Raw genomic sequence first — 18746 nt, 5'->3', positions numbered from 1 at the left:
ACCGCGTCGCCGCGGGCCGCGGGGAGACCTGCGTGTCCCGAGGCGCTCGCGGGGTGGCGTACGCAGGACAGAAGTTGACGGCTTACTTGACGGTACCCAGCACGGTGACGGCCCGCGACCCGCGGCGCGCGCAGACGCGCCGCCGCCCGCCGGCCGGCACGAAGACACGAGGTGAGGCGCGGTGAAGGGCACAGTCGGAGAGCTGGGCGAGTTCGGGCTCATCAGGGAGCTCACGTCCCGGCTCACGTCCACCCCGGCGGTACGGATCGGGCCGGGCGACGACGCCGCGGTCGTCTCCGCACCCGACCGGCGGGTGGTAGCCAGCACGGACATCCTGCTCGAAGGACGTCACTTCCGCCGCGACTGGTCGACGGCCTACGACGTCGGCCGCAAGGCCGCCGCGCAGAACCTCGCCGACATCGCCGCCATGGGCGCGGTCCCCACGGCACTCCTCCTCGGCCTGGTCGTCCCGGCCGAGCTGCCCGTCACCTGGCCCACCGAACTGATGGACGGACTGCGCGACGAATGTCAGGTCGCGGGCGCCGCGGTGGTCGGCGGCGACGTCGTCCGGGGCGACACGATCATGGTCTCCATCACCGCGCTCGGCGATCTGCGCAACCACGACCCGGTCACCCGGGGCGGCGCCAAGACCGGCGACGTCGTCGCCTACACGGGATGGCTCGGCTGGTCCGCCGCCGGGTACGCGGTCCTCTCCCGGGGCTTCCGCTCGCCCCGCGCCTTCGTCGAGGCCCACCGCAGGCCCGAACCGCCGTACCACGCGGGCCCCGCGGCCGCCGGCCTCGGCGCCACCGCCATGTGCGACGTCAGCGACGGCCTCATCGCCGACCTCGGCCACATCGCCGAGGCCAGCAACGTCCGCATCGACCTGCGCTCCGGCCTCATCGACATCCCGACCCAGATGAACGACATCGGCCAGGCCGTCGGCGTCGACCCCATGCAGTGGGTGCTCACCGGGGGAGAGGACCACGCCATCGTGGCGACCTTCCCGCCCGACGTGAAGCTGCCCGCCCGCTGGAAGGTCATCGGCGAGGTCCTCAATCCCTCCGCGCTGCCGCAGGTCACCGTGGACGGCGCGCCCTGGCACAGCGTGGGCGGCTGGGACCACTTCGGGGAGACCGAGTGAGCTCCGCGCCGCCGCTGGTGCTGACCGTCGCCGGATCCGACTCCGGCGGCGGTGCGGGCATCCAGGCCGACCTGAAGGCGATGCTCGCGCTCGGCGTCCACGGCATGAGCGTCGTCACCGCCGTCACCGCCCAGAACTCGCAGGGCGTCCTGGGCGTCTGGGAACTGCCCGTCGAGGCCGTGCGCGCCCAGTACCGGGCCGTCGTGGACGACATCGGCGTCCAGGCGGTCAAGACCGGCATGCTGGCCTCCGCCGCCCTCGTGGAGACCGTCGCCGAGCTGCTCGCGGACACCGCCGCCCCGGTCGTCGTCGACCCGGTCGGCGTCTCCAAGCACGGGGACTCCCTGCTCGCCGCGAGCGCGCTCGACTCCGTCCGGACGAAGCTGCTGCCCCGGGCCGCCGTCGCCACGCCGAACCTGGACGAGGTGACACAGCTCACGGGCGTCCACGTCGTGGACGAGTCCGACATGCGGGTCGCGGCCGAGGCCGTCCTCTCGTACGGACCCGAGTGGGTCCTGATCAAGGGAGGGCACCTGCCCACCGGCCGGGAGGCCGTGGACCTGCTCACCGACGGCTCGGAGGAGCACTGGCTGCGCGCCCCGCGCCACGACAACCGGCACACGCACGGGACGGGCTGCACGCTCGCCTCGGCGATCGCGTCCGGGCTGGCCAAGGGGCTTCCGGTGCCGGCGGCGGTACGGGAGGCGAAGGACTACGTGACCGGGGCCATCGCGGCCGGGTTCGCGCTGGGCGCGGGCATCGGCCCGGTCGACCACGGCTGGCGGTTCAGGGACTGAGGACCCCGCCGGCCCTCGCGCCGGCGGGACCCCCGGGCCGGGCGCGGGGGAGTCCGGGCACGGCAAAAGGCCGGTTCACCTGGGTGAACCGGCCTTTCAAGGCAACCGCAGGGGCTGCGCTACGACAGAACACGTCGCAATTAGCGCGAGACCTTGCCGGCCTTGATGCACGAGGTGCAGACGTTGAGCCGCTTCGGCGTCCGACCGACCACGGCACGCACACGCTGGATGTTCGGGTTCCAGCGACGGGGCGTACGGCGGTGCGAGTGCGAAATGTTGTTGCCGAAGCCCGGCCCCTTGCCGCAGACGTCGCAGTTGGCAGCCACGGGTCACTCCAAAGACTTCAGAATTACAGTGAAATCCGGCGCACCGGAATCAGGAGTCTGAAGTGGCTTGCCGGGGGATGGCCCGGCGTGAACCAGGCAACCGAAGCAGCATACAACGGCTGGCTCGGTGGAACGAAACTACCACGGTCTCGGCGGACCTCGCCCCGGGGCCCGGTCACCGGGGGTCCCCTCCCGCTCGCGCGAAACCGGGAGCTTGGGGGACGGACACCTCGGGTCTACCCTGCGGTGAGCCCGCCGCCGAAGGAGGACCCCCCGTTGTCGCGAGCCCTTCACCCCTTCGAGGAGCTCGTCGAGCTCGACGCCGAAGCGGTCAGGTCCTGGTGCGCGCGCTCGCTCGACGCGCTCGGCCGGGAGCGCGAGGAGATCGACGCGATCAACGTGTATCCCGTGGCGGACGGGGACACCGGCACCAATCTGTACCTGACCGCGGAAGCCGCCCACCAGGCCGTCGAGGCCGTCTTCGCGGCCGCCGCCGCACCCCGCCCCGACACCGCGGAGACCGTCCGGGCCATGGCGCACGGCGCCCTGCTCGGCGCCCGCGGCAACTCCGGCACCATCCTCTCCCAGCTGCTCCGCGGCATGGCGGGCGTCCTCGCCCACGGCTGTGACGGTGATCACCTCGCCCGCGCCCTCGACGAGGCCGCGACCGCGGCCCGCCGGGCCGTCGCCCACCCCGTCGAGGGCACCATCCTCACCGTGGCGAGCGCCGCGGCCGCCGCCTGCGCCGCCGGCGGCGGCCTCGTCGACGTGGCCAGGAACGCCCACGACGGGGCCAGGACCGCCCTCGCCGCCACCTGCGGACAGCTCGACGTCCTCGAACGGGCCGGAGTCGTCGACGCAGGCGGCCGGGGCCTCGTGACCGTCCTCGGCGCCCTCCTGGAGACCGTCACCGGACGGACGCCCCCGCCGGCCCCCGAGGCGCGGACCGCCCCCGCCCCCCGGGAGGACTGCCCGGCCGAGGACGGGCCGGCCTACGAGGTGATCTACCTCCTGGAGGCCGGGGACGAGGCCGTGGACCTCCTCCGGTCCCGCCTCGACGCCCTGGGGGAGTCCCTCGTCGTCGTCGGCGGCGACGGGCTGTGGAACGTCCACGTGCACGTCGACGACGCCGGCGCCGCCGTCGAGGCCGGCATCGAGGCCGGACGGCCCCACCGCATCCGGATCACCCACTTCGCCGCCGACGCGGCGGCCTCCACCGCCCGCGGCGAACGCGCCCAGCGGGCCGTCGTCGCCGTCGTCCCCGGCGAGGGCCTCGCCGGACTCTGCGCCGAGGCGGGCGCCACGACCGTACGGACCCTGCCCGGCGAACAGCCCGCCGCCGACGCCCTCCTCGACGCGATCCGGCGGGCCCACGCGCGCGAGGTGGTCCTGCTGCCCAACGACGGCGACCTCCGGCAGACCGCGGCCGCCGCCGCCGAACACGCCAGGGCCGAGGGCATCCGCGTCGCCCTCATCCCGACCCGGGCCGCCGTCCAGGGCATCGCCGCCCTCGCCGTCCACGAACCCGACCGGCGCTTCGACGAGGACGTCGTCGCCATGACCGCCGCCGCCGGAGCCACCCGCTACGCCGAACTCGCCGTCGCCGAACGGCAGTCCTTCACCTCGGCCGGCGTCTGCCAGGCCGGCGACATCCTCGGCCTCATCGAGGGCGACGTCGCCGTCATCGGCACCGACCTCGCCGAGACCGCCCGCACCGTCCTCGACCGGATGCTCTCCGCCGGCGGCGAACTCGTCACCCTCGTCGTCGCCGACGACACCCCGCCCGGACTCGCACCCGACCTGGAGGCCCACGTCCGGAGCGGCTACCTGGCCGTCGACACCACCACCTACCACGCCGGCACCGGCGCCCCGCCCCTGCTCATCGGGGTGGAATAGCGGCATTTCCCGACGCTCCTCCCCGGCATCCGGGACGACTGTCGGTCGCGTGGTGTGCAATGGAACGCGTGCCCGCGCTCGACGAACCACTCAAGAAGTCCCTCGGCCCCGCCACCGCCAAGGTCATGGCCGAGGCGCTCGACCTGCACACGGTCGGCGACCTCCTCCACCACTACCCCCGCCGGTACGCCGAGCGGGGGGAGCTGACGACCCTCGCCGACCTGCCGCTCGACGAGCACGTCACCGTGGTCGCCCAGGTCGCCGACGCCCGTGTGCACACCTTCAACGGCGCCAAGGGACGCGGCCAGCGCCTCGAAGTGACCATCACCGACGGCAGCGGCCGCCTCCAGCTGGTCTTCTTCGGCAAGGGCGTGCACAAGCCGCACCACGACCTGCTGCCCGGCACCCGCGCGATGTTCGCCGGCAAGGTCTCGCTCTTCAACCGGCGCCTCCAGCTCGCCCATCCCGCGTACGAACTCCTCCGCGGCGACGACGGGGAGAGCCCCGACACGGTCGACGTCTGGGCCGGGGCCCAGATCCCGATCTACCCGGCCACCACCAAGCTGGAGTCCTGGAAGATCGCCAAGGCCGTCGACGCCGTCCTGCCCAGCGCGGTCGACGCCGTCGACCCGCTCCCCGACGCCCTGCGCGAGGGCCGCGGACTCGCCGAACTCCCCGACGCCCTCCGGCTCATCCACCGGCCCCGCACCAAGGCCGACATCGCCGTCGCCCGCGAACGCCTCAAGTGGGACGAGGCGTTCGTCCTCCAGGTCGCCCTCGCCCGCCGCCGGCACGCCGACACGCAGCTCCCCGCCGCCGCCCGCCGGCCCGTCCCCGGAGGCATCCTCGACGCCTTCGACGCCAAGCTGCCCTTCACCCTCACCGACGGCCAGCGCAAGGTCTCCCGGGAGATCTTCGACGACCTGGCCACCGAGCACCCGATGCACCGCCTCCTCCAGGGCGAGGTCGGCAGCGGGAAGACCATGGTCGCGCTGCGCGCCATGCTCGCCGTCGTCGACTCCGGCGGACAGGCCGCCATGCTCGCCCCCACCGAGGTCCTCGCCCAGCAGCACCACCGCTCCGTCACCGAGATGATGGGGGAGCTCGCCGAGGGCGGGATGCTCGGCGGCGCCGACCGCGCCACCAAGGTCGTCCTGCTCACCGGCTCCATGGGCGCCGCCGCCCGCCGGCAGGCCCTGCTCGACCTGGTCACCGGCGAGGCCGGCCTCGTCATCGGCACCCACGCCCTGATCGAGGACAAGGTCCGCTTCCACGACCTGGGCCTGGTCGTCGTCGACGAGCAGCACCGCTTCGGCGTCGAGCAGCGCGACGCCCTCCGCGGCAAGGGCAAGCAGCCCCCGCACCTCCTGGTGATGACCGCCACCCCCATCCCGCGCACGGTCGCCATGACCGTCTTCGGGGACCTGGAGACCAGCGTCCTCGACCAGCTGCCCGCCGGACGCTCCCCGATCGCCACCCACGTCGTCCCCGCCGCCGACAAGCCGCACTTCCTCGCCCGCGCCTGGGAACGGGTCCGCGAGGAGGTCGGCAAGGGACACCAGGCGTACGTGGTCTGCCCCCGGATCGGCGACGAGGAGGACCAGAAGAAGAAGGCGAAGGCGTCCGCCGAGGACGAGGCCGAGAAGCGCCCGCCGCTCGCCGTCCTCGACGTCGCCGAGAAGCTCGGCGCCGGGCCGCTCGCCGGACTCCGGATCGCCGTCCTGCACGGCCGGATGCACCCGGACGACAAGGACGACGTCATGCGGCGCTTCGCCGCCGGCGAGCTCGACGTCCTCGTCGCCACCACCGTCATCGAGGTCGGCGTCAACGTCCCCAACGCCACCGCCATGGTGATCATGGACGCCGACCGCTTCGGCGTCTCCCAGCTCCACCAGCTCCGCGGCCGCGTCGGCCGCGGCTCGGCCCCCGGCCTCTGCCTCCTGGTCAGCGAGATGCCCGAGGCCAGCCCCGCCCGGCAGCGCCTCGCCGCCGTCGCCGCCACCCTCGACGGCTTCGAGCTCTCCCGCATCGACCTCGAACAGCGCCGCGAGGGCGATGTCCTCGGCCAGGCCCAGTCCGGCGTCCGCTCCTCGCTGCGGGTGCTCACCGTCATCGACGACGAGGAGGTCATCGCCGCCGCCCGGGAGGAGGCGACCGCCCTCGTCCTCGCCGACCCGGACCTCACCGCCCACCCCGGCCTGCGCACCGCGCTCGACGCCCTGCTCGACAAGGACCGTGAGGAGTACCTGGAGAAGGGCTGACCGCGCGCCGCGGACCCGCGGTCATATCCTGAGACGTACGCACTGGACGACGCAGGACGAGGACACCGATGACCCGCGTGATCGCCGGAACCGCCGGCGGGCGCCGCCTGGCCGTGCCGCCCGGCAACGGCACCCGCCCCACCTCCGACCGGGCGCGCGAAGGCCTGTTCTCCACCTGGGGGGCGTTCCTCGGCACCCTCGACGGGGCCCGGGTCGCCGACCTGTACGCCGGCTCCGGCGCCGTCGGCCTGGAGGCGCTGTCCCGCGGGGCCGCCCACGCCCTCCTCGTCGAGGCCGAGCCGCGCGCCGCGCGGACCATCCGGGAGAACATCTCCTCGCTCGGTCTGCCCGGCGCCGAACTCCGCACCGGCAAGGCGGAGCAGATCGTGACCGGAGCTGCCCCCGCCGACCCCTACGACCTGGTCTTCCTCGACCCGCCGTACGCCGTCGGCGACGCCGAGCTCCGGGAGATTCTCCTCACACTCCGCTCGGGGGGCTGGCTCGCGGACGACGCCCTCGTCACCGTGGAGCGCAGCACCAGAGGCGGGGAATTCGGCTGGCCGGACGGTTTCGAACCACTGCGGGCCCGTCGTTACGGCGAGGGAACGTTTTGGTACGGTCGCGCCGCCTCACCGTGCGAAGACGCACGATGACCGGACCGGAGAGCGAGGGACCCACGTTGCGCCGCGCCGTCTGTCCGGGGTCATTCGACCCCATCACCAACGGACACCTCGACATCATCGCCCGTGCCTCCAAGCTGTACGACGTCGTGCACGTCGCGGTGATGATCAACCAGTCGAAGAAGGGCCTGTTCACGGTCGACGAGCGGATCGAACTGATCCGCGAGGTCACCGCCGACTTCGGCAACGTCGAGGTGGAGTCCTTCCACGGGCTGCTCGTCGACTTCTGCAAGCAGCGCGACATCCCCGCGATCGTCAAGGGGCTGCGCGCGGTCAGCGACTTCGACTACGAGCTGCAGATGGCCCAGATGAACAACGGCCTCACGGGCGTGGAGACCCTCTTCGTCCCCACCAACCCGACCTACAGCTTCCTGTCGTCCTCGCTGGTCAAGGAGGTCGCCGCCTGGGGCGGCGACGTCTCCCACCTGGTCCCGCCGACGGTCCTGCCCCGGCTGACCGAGCGCCTGGGCCGGAAGTGACGCGCGGCCATCGCCGCTGACGCTCCGTCACCCGGTGTCGGACGGGCCCCGACTGCCCTTACAGTCGTCCCGTCCGTCTCCATCCAGCTGTAGAGAGTGGCGAGCACCCGGTGGACGTGCAGAAGAAGCTCGACGAGATCGTCGCGACCGTTCAGGGCGCCCGCTCCATGCCCATGTCGGCATCCTGCGTGGTCAACCGCGCCGAGCTGCTCGCCCTGCTCGAAGAGGTGCGGGAGGCCCTGCCCGGCTCCCTGGCCCAGGCCCAGGAGCTGATCGGCGGCCGCGCGCACATGGTCGAGCAGGCCCGCCAGGAGGCGGATCGGATCATCGAGGCGGCCCACGCGGAGCGCGGCTCGATCGTCTCCGACACCCAGGTCGCCCGGCAGTCCCAGGAGGAGGCCGACCGGATCCTCTCCGAGGCCCGCCGGGAGGCGGAGGAGGTCCGCGCGGAGGCCGACGACTACGTCGACTCCAAGCTCGCGAACTTCGAGGTCGTCCTCAACAAGACGATCGGCTCCGTCGACCGCGGCCGCGAGAAGCTCCTCGGCCGGGGCCCCGGGCTCGACCAGAACGGCTACGCCGACGAGGACGCCCCCGAGTACAGCTCGGACCCGCAGACCCTGATCCACCGGGCCGACGAGTACGTCGACGCCAAGCTCGGCGCCTTCGAGGCGGTGCTCAGCAAGACCCTGGAGGCCGTCGGCCGGGGCCGGCAGAAGCTGCACGGGCGGATCGCCACCGACGCGCTGGGCGAGCACATGGCCGCCCAGGACGGCCTCGTCGGATCCGTGCACACCAGCGACTCCGACTACCTGGCCGGCCTCGCGGAGCTCGCCGACCCCGAGCCGGTCCAGATCCCGGCCCAGCAGCAGGCGCAGCCCCAGGCCGACCCGTACGCGGCCTACCAGCAGCCCCAGGGCGACCCGTACGCCGGCTACCAGCAGGTCCAGCAGCAGCCCGACCCCTACGCGTACCAGCAGCAGCCGCAGCACACGGACCCGTACGGCTACCAGCAGCAGGACCCGTACGCGTACCAGCAGCCCGTCCAGCAGGACCACGCGCAGGGACAGCAGGGGCAGCAGCAGGGCGGCTCGCTCGACGAGACGAGCTTCTTCGACACGAGCATGATCGACCTGGAGCAGCTGCGCCGCTACGAGCAGGGGCAGTAGACGGGCCGGTCAGGCCCCCGAGGCCCGGATTGGGCCCTGAGCGAAGCGTCCAGTATCCTGGCTCTTCGGTCGCGCGTATCTCCGCGATCCATGCTGCCCGCGTCTGGCAGCCTCCTCGACGCAGCACGACTTTCGAAAGCAGGAAGAGCCCTGAGCACGCGCCTCGACCACCGCAACCCCCTCGTGTTCGACACACACGAGCTGGGGCGGCGTCCTGGTGCCCTCCAGCGGCTCTCGCGTTCGATCGAGGCCCCCAGGGACCTCGGCGTCGAAGGAGTGATCGGAGTGCCCGAGGGCGCCCCGGTCGACATCGATCTCCGTCTTGAGTCGGTCATGGAAGGGGTGCTTGTCACAGGCACCGCCCGTGCATCGGCCGAGGGGGAGTGCGTAAGGTGTCTGGAGCCCGTCGAGCTCGAGCTCGACGTGGACTTCCAGGAGATGTTCTCGTACCCCGACTCCGACGACCGGGGCCGCTCCAAGGCGGCCGCGGACGACGAAGCCGAGGCCGACGAGGACATGATCCCCCTCGAGGACGGCATGTTCGACCTCGAACCCGTGCTGCGTGATGCGGTGGTGCTCGCACTGCCGATGCAGCCGGTGTGCCGGGAGGACTGTGCGGGCCTGTGTTCCGAGTGCGGAACCAACCTGAACGAGAACCCGGACCACCACCATGACGCCGTCGACATCCGTTGGGCGGCACTGCAGGGACTCGCCGGTTCGCTGGGAACCGATGAGAAGGACAACATGAGCGGCAAAGCCTCTGACGGGGACGTCCGAAGCGCCGCCGAGAAGCAGGAGAAGTAGCCGTGGCTGTTCCGAAGCGGAAGATGTCGCGCAGCAACACGCGCCACCGCCGGTCGCAGTGGAAGGCTGCGGTCCCCACCCTGGTTTCGTGTGAGCGTTGCCAGGAGCCGAAGCTGCAGCACATCGCGTGCCCGAGCTGCGGCACCTACAACAAGCGCCAGGTCCTCTCGGTCTGATTGGGCTGGTGAGAGGCGCAATGTCTGAGTCCCGCAAGACGGACGACAAGACGGACCATGCCTCGTCCCACACGCTTCTGGAAGGGCGGCTCGGCTATCGGCTCGAGTCCGCCCTTCTGGTGCGTGCGCTGACCCACCGTTCGTACGCGTACGAGAACGGCGGTCTGCCCACCAACGAGCGGCTGGAGTTCCTCGGGGACTCCGTGCTCGGCCTGGTGGTCACGGACACGCTGTACCGGACCCACCCCGACCTGCCGGAAGGCCAGCTGGCCAAACTGCGGGCCGCGGTGGTCAACTCGCGTGCGCTGGCGGGCGTGGGGCGCGGACTCGAACTCGGCTCCTTCATCCGGCTCGGCCGGGGCGAAGAGGGCACGGGCGGCCGGGACAAGGCGTCCATCCTCGCCGACACCCTTGAAGCGGTGATCGGCGCGGTCTATCTCGACCAGGGCCTCGAAGCGGCGTCCGAGCTGGTGCACCGGCTCTTCGACCCGCTGATCGAGAAGTCCTCGAACCTCGGTGCCGGCCTGGACTGGAAGACCAGTCTCCAGGAGCTCACCGCGGCCGAGGGTCTGGGTGTGCCGGAGTACCTCGTCTCCGAGGAGGGTCCGGACCACGAGAAGACCTTCACTGCTGCCGCCCGCGTCGGTGGTGTCTCGTACGGCACCGGCACCGGCCGCAGCAAGAAGGAAGCGGAACAGCAGGCGGCGGAGTCCGCGTGGCGCTCGATCAAGGCCGCCGCGGACGAACGCGCGGCGGCGGCGAAGGCCGCGGCCGAGGCGGGAGAGGTCGCCGACCCCTCTCCGACCGCCCACCGGGCGTCGGCCTGACCGGCCGCATCCCCGCTTCCCGGGAACCCCGCCCCACGGCGGGGTTCCCGTCTTTTCCGGGGTGTGCGCGCCGGTAGGGTGGGAGTGCTGTCGACGACGTACGTCCGGAGGAGTCCCGTGCCCGAGCTGCCCGAGGTCGAGGTCGTCCGGCGGGGCCTGGAGCGCTGGGTCGCCGGGCGGACCGTGACCGACGTCGAGGTGCTGCACCCCAGGGCCGTACGGCGCCATCCGGCCGGCGGCGCGGACTTCGCGGCACGGCTCAGGGGGCGGCGCTTCGAGGTGGCGCGCCGCCGCGGCAAGTACCTCTGGCTGCCGCTGGCCGAGACCGGCACCTCCGTCCTCGGCCACCTCGGCATGAGCGGACAGCTGCTCGTCCAGCCCGAGGGCGCCGCGGACGAGAAGCACCTGCGGATCCGGATTCGCTTCGACGACGCGGCCGGCACCGAGCTCCGCTTCGTCGACCAGCGCACCTTCGGCGGACTCTCGCTCCACGACCAGACCCCCGACGGGCTCCCGGACGTCATCGGGCACATCGCCCGGGACCCGCTGGACCCGGAGTTCGACGACGACGCCTTCCACCGCGCGCTGCGGCTGCGCCGGACGACGGTCAAGCGCGCCCTGCTCGACCAGTCGCTGATCAGCGGCGTCGGCAACATCTACGCGGACGAGGCCCTCTGGCGCTCGCGGCTGCACTACGACCGGCCGACCGCGACCCTGACCCGGCCGCGCTCCGCGGAGCTGCTCGGGCACGCCCGTGACGTGATGAACGCGGCCCTCGACGTCGGCGGCACCAGCTTCGACAGCCTGTACGTCAACGTCAACGGCGAGTCCGGCTACTTCGACCGCTCGCTCGACGCCTACGGCCGCGAGGACGAGCCCTGCCGCCGCTGCGGCACTCCGATACGCAGGCGGTCCTGGATGAACCGCTCCAGCTACTTCTGCCCGCGCTGCCAGCGCCCGCCGCGCGCGACCGTCTGACGGTCCGCTCCGGGATCCCGTCCGGACCGGCGTCCCGCGCGGTCCGGTGCCTCCGCGGCACGGCGCTCCGGCGCGGCCGGCCGAACTCTCCGCGGTTCCACGCTCAGCCCGACACGGTCGCCGCGCGCTCCGCGTCGTAGCTCGCCCGGGCCGCCTCGACCTCGGGCATACGCCCCTCCACCAGGGCGATCAGGCCGATCAGCCGCTCCGCGACGTCCCGGCCGAGGGGGGTGAGCCGGTAGTCGACGCGCGGCGGGTTGGTGGGCTGGGCCTCGCGGTGCACGAGTCCGTCGCGCTCCAGGGCGTGCAGGGTCTGCGACAGCATCTTCTCGCTCACGCCGTCCACCCGGCGCCGCAGTTCGTTGAAGCGGAACGTCCCCTCGTGCAGGGCGCCCAGGGTCAGGCTGCCCCAGCGGCCCGTCACGTGCTCCAGCGTGCCGCGCGAGGGGCAGGCGCGGGCGAACACGTCGTAGGCGAGGTCCTCGGTCATGCGTCCACCGTACTCCCGTGCAGCGCTTACCACCAGAGGTGCGCTAACCATCCGTTTGCGCTTTCAGAAAGTTAGTGCTCTACTTCCGGTCGTAGCCCCACCGCCCCCGTTCGAGGAGCCCCGCTGTGACCACCCCCGTCGTCTCCATCGCCTACCACTCCGGCTTCGGCCACACCGCCGTCCTCGCCGAGGCCGTCCGCGCCGGCGCCGCGGACACGGGCGCCACCGTCCACCTGATCGACGTCGACGGGATCACCGACGCCCAGTGGGAGCTGCTCGACGCCTCCGACGCGATCGTCTTCGGCTCGCCGACCTACATGGGCACCGCGTCCGGCGCCTTCCACCGGTTCGCCGAGGAGACCTCGAAGCGCTGGTTCACGGACGCCTGGCTGGACAAGCTCGCCGCCGGCTTCACCAACTCCGGCTCCAAGAGCGGCGACAAGCTGCACACCCTGCAGTTCTTCCAGACCCTCGCCGGCCAGCACGGCATGACCTGGGTCAACCTCGGCCTGAAGCCCGGCTGGAACACCAGCGACGCCTCCGAGAACGACCTCAACCGTCTCGGCTTCTTCGCCGGCGCGGGCGCCCAGACCCACAACGACCTCGGCCCCGAGGGCGTCCACAAGGCCGACGTCGCCACCGCCGAGCACCTCGGCCGCCGCGTCGCCCTGACGGCCCGCACCTTCGTCGCCGGCCGCGCCGCCGTCTGACCGTCCGCATGCGGGAGGGCCCCGTCACCGACCGGTGACGGGGCCCTCCCGTGCGTCTCCCCGAGCGTCCGGGCGGCTCAGTAACCGAAGTCCTGGGTCCACCAGGGGCCGCCGTCGGCGAAGTGGACGCCCACGCCGAGGGTGGTGTAGTCGCAGTTCAGGATGTTGGCGCGGTGGCCGTCGCTGTTCATCCAGGACGCCATCACGGCCGCCGCGTCCGCCTGGCCGCGGGCGATGTTCTCGCCGCCGAGGCCCGAGATCCCCGCCTTCTCGGCGCGCACCCACGGGGTGGCGCCGTCCGGGTCCGTGTGGTCGAAGAAGCCGCGGGCCGCCATGTCCGAGCTGAACGCGCCGGCCAGCGCCGCGAGCCGGGTGTCCGCGCTCACCGGAGAGCAGCCCACCTTGGCGCGCTCGTCGTTCACGAGGCGTACGACCTCGGCCTCCGCGGCCGCGCTGCGGTCGGTGGTGGGGGCCGCCGACTTCCGGGCCGGGGCCTCGGTCGTCGGGTCGGGCTTCGGCTCCGGCTTCGGGGCGGGGGCCTTGGTGGTGGGCGCGGCCGTGGTCCGCGGTGCCGTCGGCTTGGCGGGCGCCTTCTTCGGCTCCTCGGCCGGGGCCTTGGTCGGGGCCTTGGTCGTCTTCGACGGGGTCGGCTTCGCCGTGGGGGTCGGCTTCGCGGACGGGGTAGCCGACGGCGAGGCCGTCCGGCCCTTGTCCGTGCCCGTCTTCGCGGGGGTGCGCGGGCCGCTCTGCTCGCCGGTCGGGGTCTGGGTGGCCCCGCCCTGCGTCGTCAGTTCCGGCGCCTGCCGGGACTGGCTGGGGCGCTCGCTCGAACCGGCGCTGCCGACGGTGAGGGTGTCGCCGCCGGGCAGCAGGCCCGAGGTGACGGCGATGGCGCCCACCGCGACGGCGGCGGAGGCTCCGAGCAGGCCGGTGCGCACGGGGCCGCGCCGCTTGCGGCGGGCACCCCGGTGACGGCGGTCCGATCCGTCCGCGTAGTCTTCTGCGGCGGGTGCGGCTCCGGCGCGACGGTGGCGTCCCATCTGGTCTGCCTTCCTCTTGCTGGTCCTGCTGTGGTCCTGTGCCGGCCCTCGGGGCCTTTGCTGATCTTTGCTCTCGGTACCGTTTCGGGCCGGCGCTCGAACAGCGCGGGTCCGAATGGGTGAGGCATGTTCGGTCGGGACTGTAGTCCATGCGGGCCGGGGGTGATGTGCTCATCTGGCAATCCGCCCGTTAGCGTGCAGGCATGGATGACGACGTTCGGATGACCGCCTGGGTGCGCGGCCGGGTACAGGGAGTGGGCTTCCGTTGGTTCACCAGGGCAAACGCTTTGGAGATCGGCGGCCTGGTGGGCTTCGCCCTGAACCTCGACGACGGCCGGGTGCAGGTGGTGGCCGAAGGGGCGCGTGAGAATTGCCACCGTCTGCTCGCCTGGCTCCACTCCGCCGACACACCCGGGCGCGTGGACGGCGTCACTGAGATCTGGGCCACCCCGCGCGGTGGCTACGACGGCTTCGCCATCCGCTGACGATCACTCTCCGACACCCTCTCCCGGTGACCGAGAGGGGTACCGGGGGAACGGGCGGTAACAGCCGGACGACGGGGAAAGCCCCTGGTGGTTGCCAAGGAGCGCCGGTCATGGAAGGCTGCCGGGTAAGGATGATCGCGACGCCCTGAGGCACCGAGTTCCAGAGGCCCCGCCGCCCGCTGAGCGGCCCGGGACTCCTCGGTGGGCCCTTCAAACGGGGCGTGATCGTGTTGACCGTCAAACTTTTTGGTGAGACTCTGGAATCCCCGCGCACCTTAGCTGTTTGGCAGTGGAACCGGCACGACAAGCAGTACTGCCGAGCACCGCGGGTGCGAAATCCCTCACGACCCAACCGCTACGGTCGGTCACTCATTGTGGAGGACCACTCATCATGGCAAAGGCGCTTCTCGGTTACGTCGGCGGCTCCGACCCGCGACTCCTCGCCGAGATGCGACGGCTCCAGCAGCGCGTCCAGGACCTGGAATCCGAGCTGGTACGGATCCAGTCCGAGAACGACTCGCTCGCCGCGGCCGCCGCTCAGCACCAGGGAGAGTCGCTGCTGAACAGCATCGACCTCGACGTACCCCAGGCGGAGCCTGCGCTCACCTGACAACCCAGCCCCGAGGGGCCAGGTGGGAACCACTCACGCCGGCACCGCCGACGGCAGATCCATGCCGGTGGGGCCGACCGAGTACTCATGTCGGCAGAGCGGACATGCAAGGGGCGCTCCGGCGTCCCTTCCTTCTTTCACCCGCCGTTCCCCTCCCGTACCCCCCTTCTCACCCGAGGATCTGCCCTGCACCTTCGCGGGTGAAACGCGCGCGCCCCGGTAGAGTCCGGGCGTGCACCTCAAGGCCCTGACCCTCCGCGGATTCAAGTCGTTCGCCTCGGCCACCACGCTGCGGTTCGAACCGGGAATCACCTGCGTCGTGGGCCCCAACGGATCGGGCAAGTCCAACGTCGTGGACGCCCTGTCCTGGGTCATGGGCGAGCAGGGCGCCAAGTCGCTGCGCGGCGGCAAGATGGAGGACGTCATCTTCGCCGGCACGACCGGGCGCCCGCCGCTCGGCCGTGCCGAGGTGTCCCTCACCATCGACAACTCCGACGGCGCGCTGCCCATCGACTACGCCGAGGTCACGCTCACCCGCATCATGTTCCGCGGCGGCAGCAGCGAGTACCAGATCAACGGCGACACCTGCCGGCTACTCGACTTCCAGGACCTGCTCTCCGACTCCGGCATCGGACGCGAGATGCACGTCATCGTCGGCCAGGGCCAGCTCGACTCGGTGCTGCACGCCGACCCGATGGGCCGCCGCGCCTTCATCGAGGAGGCCGCGGGCGTCCTCAAGCACCGCAAGCGCAAGGAGAAGGCGCTGCGGAAGCTCGACGCGATGCAGGCCAACCTCGCGCGCGTGCAGGACCTCACCGACGAACTGCGCCGCCAGCTCAAACCTCTCGGCCGGCAGGCCGCCGTCGCCCGCCGCGCCGTCGTCATCCAGGCCGACCTGCGCGACGCCCGGCTCCGTCTCCTCGCCGACGACCTCGTCCGGCTCCAGCAGGCCCTCACCGCCGAGGTCGCCGACGAGGCGGCCCTGCTCGCCCGCAAGGAGGCGACCGAGGGCGAACTGCGGGCCGCGCTCGCCCGCGAGGCCGCCCTGGACGCCGAGGCACGCGCGCTCGTCCCCCGCCTCGAACGCGCCCAGCAGAACTGGTACGCCCTCTCCCAGCTCGCCGAGCGCGTCCGCGGCACCGTCTCCCTGGCCGACGCGCGCGTGAAGAGCGCCACCGTCGCACCCGTCGAGGAGCGCCGCGGCCGCGACCCGGAGGATCTGGAGCGCGAGGCCGCCCGCGTCCGCGAGCAGGAGGCCGAGCTGGAGGCCTCCCTGGAGGCGGCCGAGCGCGCCCTGGAGGACACCGTCACCCACCGCGCCGAGCTCGAACAGGCGCTGGCCTCCGAGGAACGCCGCCTCAAGGACCTGGCCCGCGCCCTCGCCGACCGGCGCGAGGGCCTCGCCCGCCTCCACGGCCAGGTCAACGCCGCGCGCTCGCGCGCCGCCTCCGCCCAGGCCGAGATCGACCGCCTCGCCGCCGCCCGCGACGAGGCGGGGGAGCGGGCGGCCGCCGCCCAGGAGGAGTACGAGCAGCTCAAGGCCGAGGTCGACGGCCTCGACGCCGAGGGCACCGAGCACGGCGAGCGCCACGAGGCCGCCCGCCGCGCCCTCGCCGAGGCGGAGACCGCGCTCGGCGCCGCCCGCGAGGCCGCCGCCACCGCCGAACGCGGCCGCGCCGCGACCCAGGCCCGGCACGACACCCTCGCCCTCGGACTGCGCCGCAAGGACGGCACCGGCACCCTGCTGACCGCCGGACTCAGCGGACTCCTCGGCCCCGCGGCCGAACTGCTCACCGTCACCCCCGGATACGAGGTACCCGTCGCCGCCGCCCTCGGAGCGGCGGCCGACGCGGTCGCCGCCACCGGCCCCTCCGCCGCCGCCGAGGCCCTGCGCCTGCTGCGCAAGCAGGACGCGGGCCGTGCGTCCCTGCTGCTGACCGGAGCCCCCGAACCCGAGCGCCGGGGAGAGGCCGGGGACGCCCCCGGAGGCCACCCGTGCGCCGCCGACCTCGTCCGGGGACCGGACGAACTCATGGGAGCCGTACGCCGGTTGCTCGCGGGGATCGTCGTCGTCGACGACCTCGACCAGGCCGCCGAGCTGGTCAGGTCCCGGCCCGCGGCGACCGCCGTCACCCTGGAGGGCGACCTGCTCGGGGCGCACTTCGCCCAGGGCGGCTCCGCGGGCGCGCCCAGCCTCCTCGAAGTGCAGGCCTCGGTCGCCGAGGCCGCCGCCGAACTCGGCGAACTGGCCGTGCGCTGCGAGGAGACGGCGGCCGCCCGCGGCGAGGCCGAGGAGCGGCGCCGTGCCGCCGCCGCCCTCGTCGAGGAGCTCGACACCCGGCGCCGTACCGCCGAGCGCGAGAAGTCCGCGGTCGCGCAGCAGCTCGGCCGGCTCGCGGGCCAGGCCAGGGGAGCGGCCGGCGAGGCCGAGCGGACCGCGGCCGCCGCCGCCCGCGCCCAGGAGGCACTGGAGAAGGCGACCGGTGAGGCGGAGGAACTCGCCGAGCGGCTGCTCGTGGCCCAGGAGGCCGCCGCCTTCGGGGAGGACGGCGACGAGGAGCCCGACACCGCCGTCCGCGACCGGCTGGCGATCGACGGGTCGAACGCGCGGCAGACCGAGATGGAGGCCCGCCTCCAGGTCCGCACCCACGAGGAGCGGGTCAAGGGGCTCGCCGGCCGGGCCGACTCGCTCGACCGGGCAGCCCGCGCCGAACGGGAGGCACGCGCGCGTGCCGAGCAGCGCCGGGCCCGGCTGCGCCACGAGGAGCGGGTCGCCGGAGCCGTCGCCGCCGGAGCCCGGAGCCTGCTGGCCCATGTCGAGGTGTCCCTCGGCCGCGCCGAGCGGGAGCGGGTGGTGGCGCAGGCGGCGCGGGCCGACCGCGAGGAGGGCCTGACGGCCGCCAGGGCCCGGGGCCGCGACCTCAAGGCCGAACTCGACAAGCTGACCGACTCCGTGCACCGGGGCGAGGTCCTCGGCGCCGAGAAGCGGCTGCGGATCGAGCAGCTGGAGTCCAGGGCCCTGGAGGAGTTCGGGGTGGAGGCGACCGCGCTGGTCGCCGAGTACGGACCGGACCAGCCGGTGCCCCCGTCGCCGGCAGTCGAGGGCCCGGAGGGCGCCGACACCGCGGAGGCCGGGGAGGGCGCGTCGGCGGACGACGCGGGGCGCCCCTTCATCCGTTCGGAGCAGGAGAAGCGCCTCAAGGCGGCCGAACGGGCGTACCACCAGCTCGGCAAGGTCAACCCGCTGGCCCTCGAGGAGTTCGCCGCCCTGGAGGAGCGGCACCGCTTCCTCTCCGAGCAGCTGGAGGACCTGAGGAAGACCCGGGCCGACCTGCTTCAGGTCGTGAAGGAGGTCGACCTGCGGGTCGAGCAGGTCTTCACCGAGGCGTACCGGGACACGGCCCGGGAGTTCGAGGGCGTCTTCTCGCGGCTCTTCCCGGGAGGGGAGGGGCGGCTCGTCCTCACCGACCCCGACAACATGCTCACCACCGGCGTCGAGGTGGAGGCCCGACCGCCCGGCAAGAAGGTGAAGCGGCTCTCGCTGCTCTCCGGCGGCGAGCGCTCGCTGACCGCCGTCGCGCTGCTGGTCTCGATCTTCAAGGCCCGGCCCAGCCCGTTCTACGTGATGGACGAGGTCGAGGCGGCGCTCGACGACACCAACCTCCAGCGGCTGATCCGGATCATGCGGGAACTCCAGGAGTCCTCGCAGCTGATCGTGATCACCCACCAGAAGCGGACCATGGAGGTCGCGGACGCGCTGTACGGGGTGTCCATGCAGGGGGACGGCGTCTCGAAGGTGATCAGTCAGCGACTGCGCTGAGTCCGGGCAGGACTCATTGATTCAAGTCTTGAACTCAAGCCACCTCGCAGTGCT

At 72.8% G+C, this 18746-nt stretch carries 18 protein-coding genes; 15 read left to right on the top strand and 3 right to left on the bottom strand.

Features of this window, described 5'->3' with window-relative positions; translation table 11 throughout:
* Positions 1-181: 181 nt before the first annotated feature.
* The gene (locus ACY0MR_RS11195) at positions 182-1144 is read left to right on the top strand and encodes a thiamine-phosphate kinase (RefSeq protein WP_148006334.1); all 963 of its coding nucleotides are present in this window, start codon (positions 182-184) and stop codon (positions 1142-1144) included.
* Positions 1141-1941, top strand: coding sequence for a bifunctional hydroxymethylpyrimidine kinase/phosphomethylpyrimidine kinase (thiD, locus tag ACY0MR_RS11190; protein ID WP_388793798.1), 801 nt, complete (start codon positions 1141-1143; stop codon positions 1939-1941). The genes ACY0MR_RS11195 and thiD overlap by 4 nt, the downstream gene beginning before the upstream one ends.
* 140 nt (positions 1942-2081) lie before the next feature.
* Here the strand turns inward: thiD and rpmB are convergent, their stop codons facing one another.
* Positions 2082-2267 (bottom strand): 50S ribosomal protein L28, encoded by a 186-nt coding sequence (gene rpmB / locus ACY0MR_RS11185; protein ID WP_015036441.1) that lies wholly within the window; start codon positions 2265-2267, stop codon positions 2082-2084.
* A 276-nt stretch (positions 2268-2543) separates the two neighbouring features.
* On the opposite strand from rpmB, the gene ACY0MR_RS11180 reads away from it, so the two are divergent.
* The 9 genes from ACY0MR_RS11180 to mutM all read left to right on the top strand — a co-directional run bounded on the left by ACY0MR_RS11180 (position 2544) and on the right by mutM (position 11537).
* Positions 2544-4163: a DAK2 domain-containing protein gene (locus ACY0MR_RS11180; protein WP_392862437.1), complete on the top strand. Its 1620-nt coding sequence runs from the start codon at positions 2544-2546 to the stop codon at positions 4161-4163.
* Positions 4164-4222: 59 nt separating this feature from the next.
* Positions 4223-6424, top strand: a complete 2202-nt coding sequence (recG, locus tag ACY0MR_RS11175; protein ID WP_361847113.1) for an ATP-dependent DNA helicase RecG — start codon at positions 4223-4225, stop codon at positions 6422-6424.
* 68 nt (positions 6425-6492) lie between these two features.
* Complete coding sequence (gene rsmD, locus ACY0MR_RS11170) at positions 6493-7077, top strand: 16S rRNA (guanine(966)-N(2))-methyltransferase RsmD (RefSeq protein WP_388793803.1); 585 nt, start codon at positions 6493-6495, stop codon at positions 7075-7077.
* 26 nt (positions 7078-7103) lie between these two features.
* Positions 7104-7583 carry a pantetheine-phosphate adenylyltransferase gene (gene coaD, locus ACY0MR_RS11165; RefSeq protein WP_328491035.1) on the top strand — a complete coding sequence of 160 codons (480 nt, stop codon included), beginning with the start codon at positions 7104-7106 and terminating at the stop codon, positions 7581-7583.
* A gap of 110 nt (positions 7584-7693) precedes the next feature.
* Positions 7694-8752, top strand: a complete 1059-nt coding sequence (locus ACY0MR_RS11160; protein ID WP_388793805.1) for an ATP synthase F0 subunit B — start codon at positions 7694-7696, stop codon at positions 8750-8752.
* 90 nt (positions 8753-8842) lie between these two features.
* The gene (locus tag ACY0MR_RS11155) at positions 8843-9556 is read left to right on the top strand and encodes a YceD family protein (protein WP_361847122.1); all 714 of its coding nucleotides are present in this window, start codon (positions 8843-8845) and stop codon (positions 9554-9556) included.
* A 2-nt stretch (positions 9557-9558) separates the two neighbouring features.
* Entirely contained in the window at positions 9559-9732 is a 174-nt protein-coding gene (gene rpmF / locus ACY0MR_RS11150) for a 50S ribosomal protein L32 (RefSeq protein ID WP_015036448.1), read from the top strand.
* Between the two features lie 20 nt (positions 9733-9752).
* Positions 9753-10559: a ribonuclease III gene (gene rnc / locus ACY0MR_RS11145; protein WP_361847125.1), complete on the top strand. Its 807-nt coding sequence runs from the start codon at positions 9753-9755 to the stop codon at positions 10557-10559.
* 117 nt (positions 10560-10676) lie between these two features.
* Positions 10677-11537 (top strand): bifunctional DNA-formamidopyrimidine glycosylase/DNA-(apurinic or apyrimidinic site) lyase, encoded by an 861-nt coding sequence (gene mutM / locus ACY0MR_RS11140; protein ID WP_361847128.1) that lies wholly within the window; start codon positions 10677-10679, stop codon positions 11535-11537.
* Positions 11538-11640: 103 nt separating this feature from the next.
* On the opposite strand, the gene ACY0MR_RS11135 is transcribed toward mutM, so the two are convergent.
* Entirely contained in the window at positions 11641-12027 is a 387-nt protein-coding gene (locus ACY0MR_RS11135) for a winged helix-turn-helix transcriptional regulator (protein ID WP_361847131.1), read from the bottom strand.
* Between the two features lie 125 nt (positions 12028-12152).
* Between ACY0MR_RS11135 and ACY0MR_RS11130 the strand changes: the two genes are divergently transcribed.
* Positions 12153-12737, top strand: coding sequence for a flavodoxin family protein (locus ACY0MR_RS11130; protein WP_388793810.1), 585 nt, complete (start codon positions 12153-12155; stop codon positions 12735-12737).
* Positions 12738-12814: 77 nt separating this feature from the next.
* On the opposite strand, the gene ACY0MR_RS11125 is transcribed toward ACY0MR_RS11130, so the two are convergent.
* On the bottom strand, positions 12815-13777 hold the full coding sequence (locus ACY0MR_RS11125; RefSeq protein WP_473560545.1) for a CAP domain-containing protein: 963 nt from the start codon (positions 13775-13777) through the stop codon (positions 12815-12817).
* A gap of 203 nt (positions 13778-13980) precedes the next feature.
* Between ACY0MR_RS11125 and ACY0MR_RS11120 the strand changes: the two genes are divergently transcribed.
* From ACY0MR_RS11120 to smc, 3 genes are all read left to right on the top strand, one after another.
* On the top strand, positions 13981-14262 hold the full coding sequence (locus ACY0MR_RS11120) for an acylphosphatase (RefSeq protein ID WP_361847140.1): 282 nt from the start codon (positions 13981-13983) through the stop codon (positions 14260-14262).
* 391 nt (positions 14263-14653) lie between these two features.
* Entirely contained in the window at positions 14654-14872 is a 219-nt protein-coding gene (locus ACY0MR_RS11115; protein WP_015036455.1) for a hypothetical protein, read from the top strand.
* Positions 14873-15104: 232 nt separating this feature from the next.
* On the top strand, positions 15105-18692 hold the full coding sequence (gene smc, locus ACY0MR_RS11110) for a chromosome segregation protein SMC (protein ID WP_473560542.1): 3588 nt from the start codon (positions 15105-15107) through the stop codon (positions 18690-18692).
* The last annotated feature ends 54 nt before the right edge of the window (positions 18693-18746 follow it).

The organism is Streptomyces sp. JN8 (genome assembly GCF_055808075.1).
Note: the sequence above shows the minus strand (reverse complement) of the source record. Positions and strands in the feature narration are given on the sequence as shown.

Excerpts from the sequence above, each read along its gene's own strand:
- ACY0MR_RS11155 (WP_361847122.1), top strand. The coding sequence starts at position 8,843 with ATGCTGCCCGCGTCTGGCAGCCTCCTCGACGCAGCACGACTTTCGAAA.
- ACY0MR_RS11120 (WP_361847140.1), top strand. The coding sequence starts at position 13,981 with ATGGATGACGACGTTCGGATGACCGCCTGGGTGCGCGGCCGGGTACAG.
- ACY0MR_RS11135 (WP_361847131.1), bottom strand. The coding sequence starts at position 12,027 with ATGACCGAGGACCTCGCCTACGACGTGTTCGCCCGCGCCTGCCCCTCG.
- rnc (WP_361847125.1), top strand. The coding sequence starts at position 9,753 with ATGTCTGAGTCCCGCAAGACGGACGACAAGACGGACCATGCCTCGTCC.
- ACY0MR_RS11125 (WP_473560545.1), bottom strand. The coding sequence starts at position 13,777 with ATGGGACGCCACCGTCGCGCCGGAGCCGCACCCGCCGCAGAAGACTAC.
- ACY0MR_RS11115 (WP_015036455.1), top strand. The coding sequence starts at position 14,654 with ATGGCAAAGGCGCTTCTCGGTTACGTCGGCGGCTCCGACCCGCGACTC.
- recG (WP_361847113.1), top strand. The coding sequence starts at position 4,223 with ATGGAACGCGTGCCCGCGCTCGACGAACCACTCAAGAAGTCCCTCGGC.
- rsmD (WP_388793803.1), top strand. The coding sequence starts at position 6,493 with ATGACCCGCGTGATCGCCGGAACCGCCGGCGGGCGCCGCCTGGCCGTG.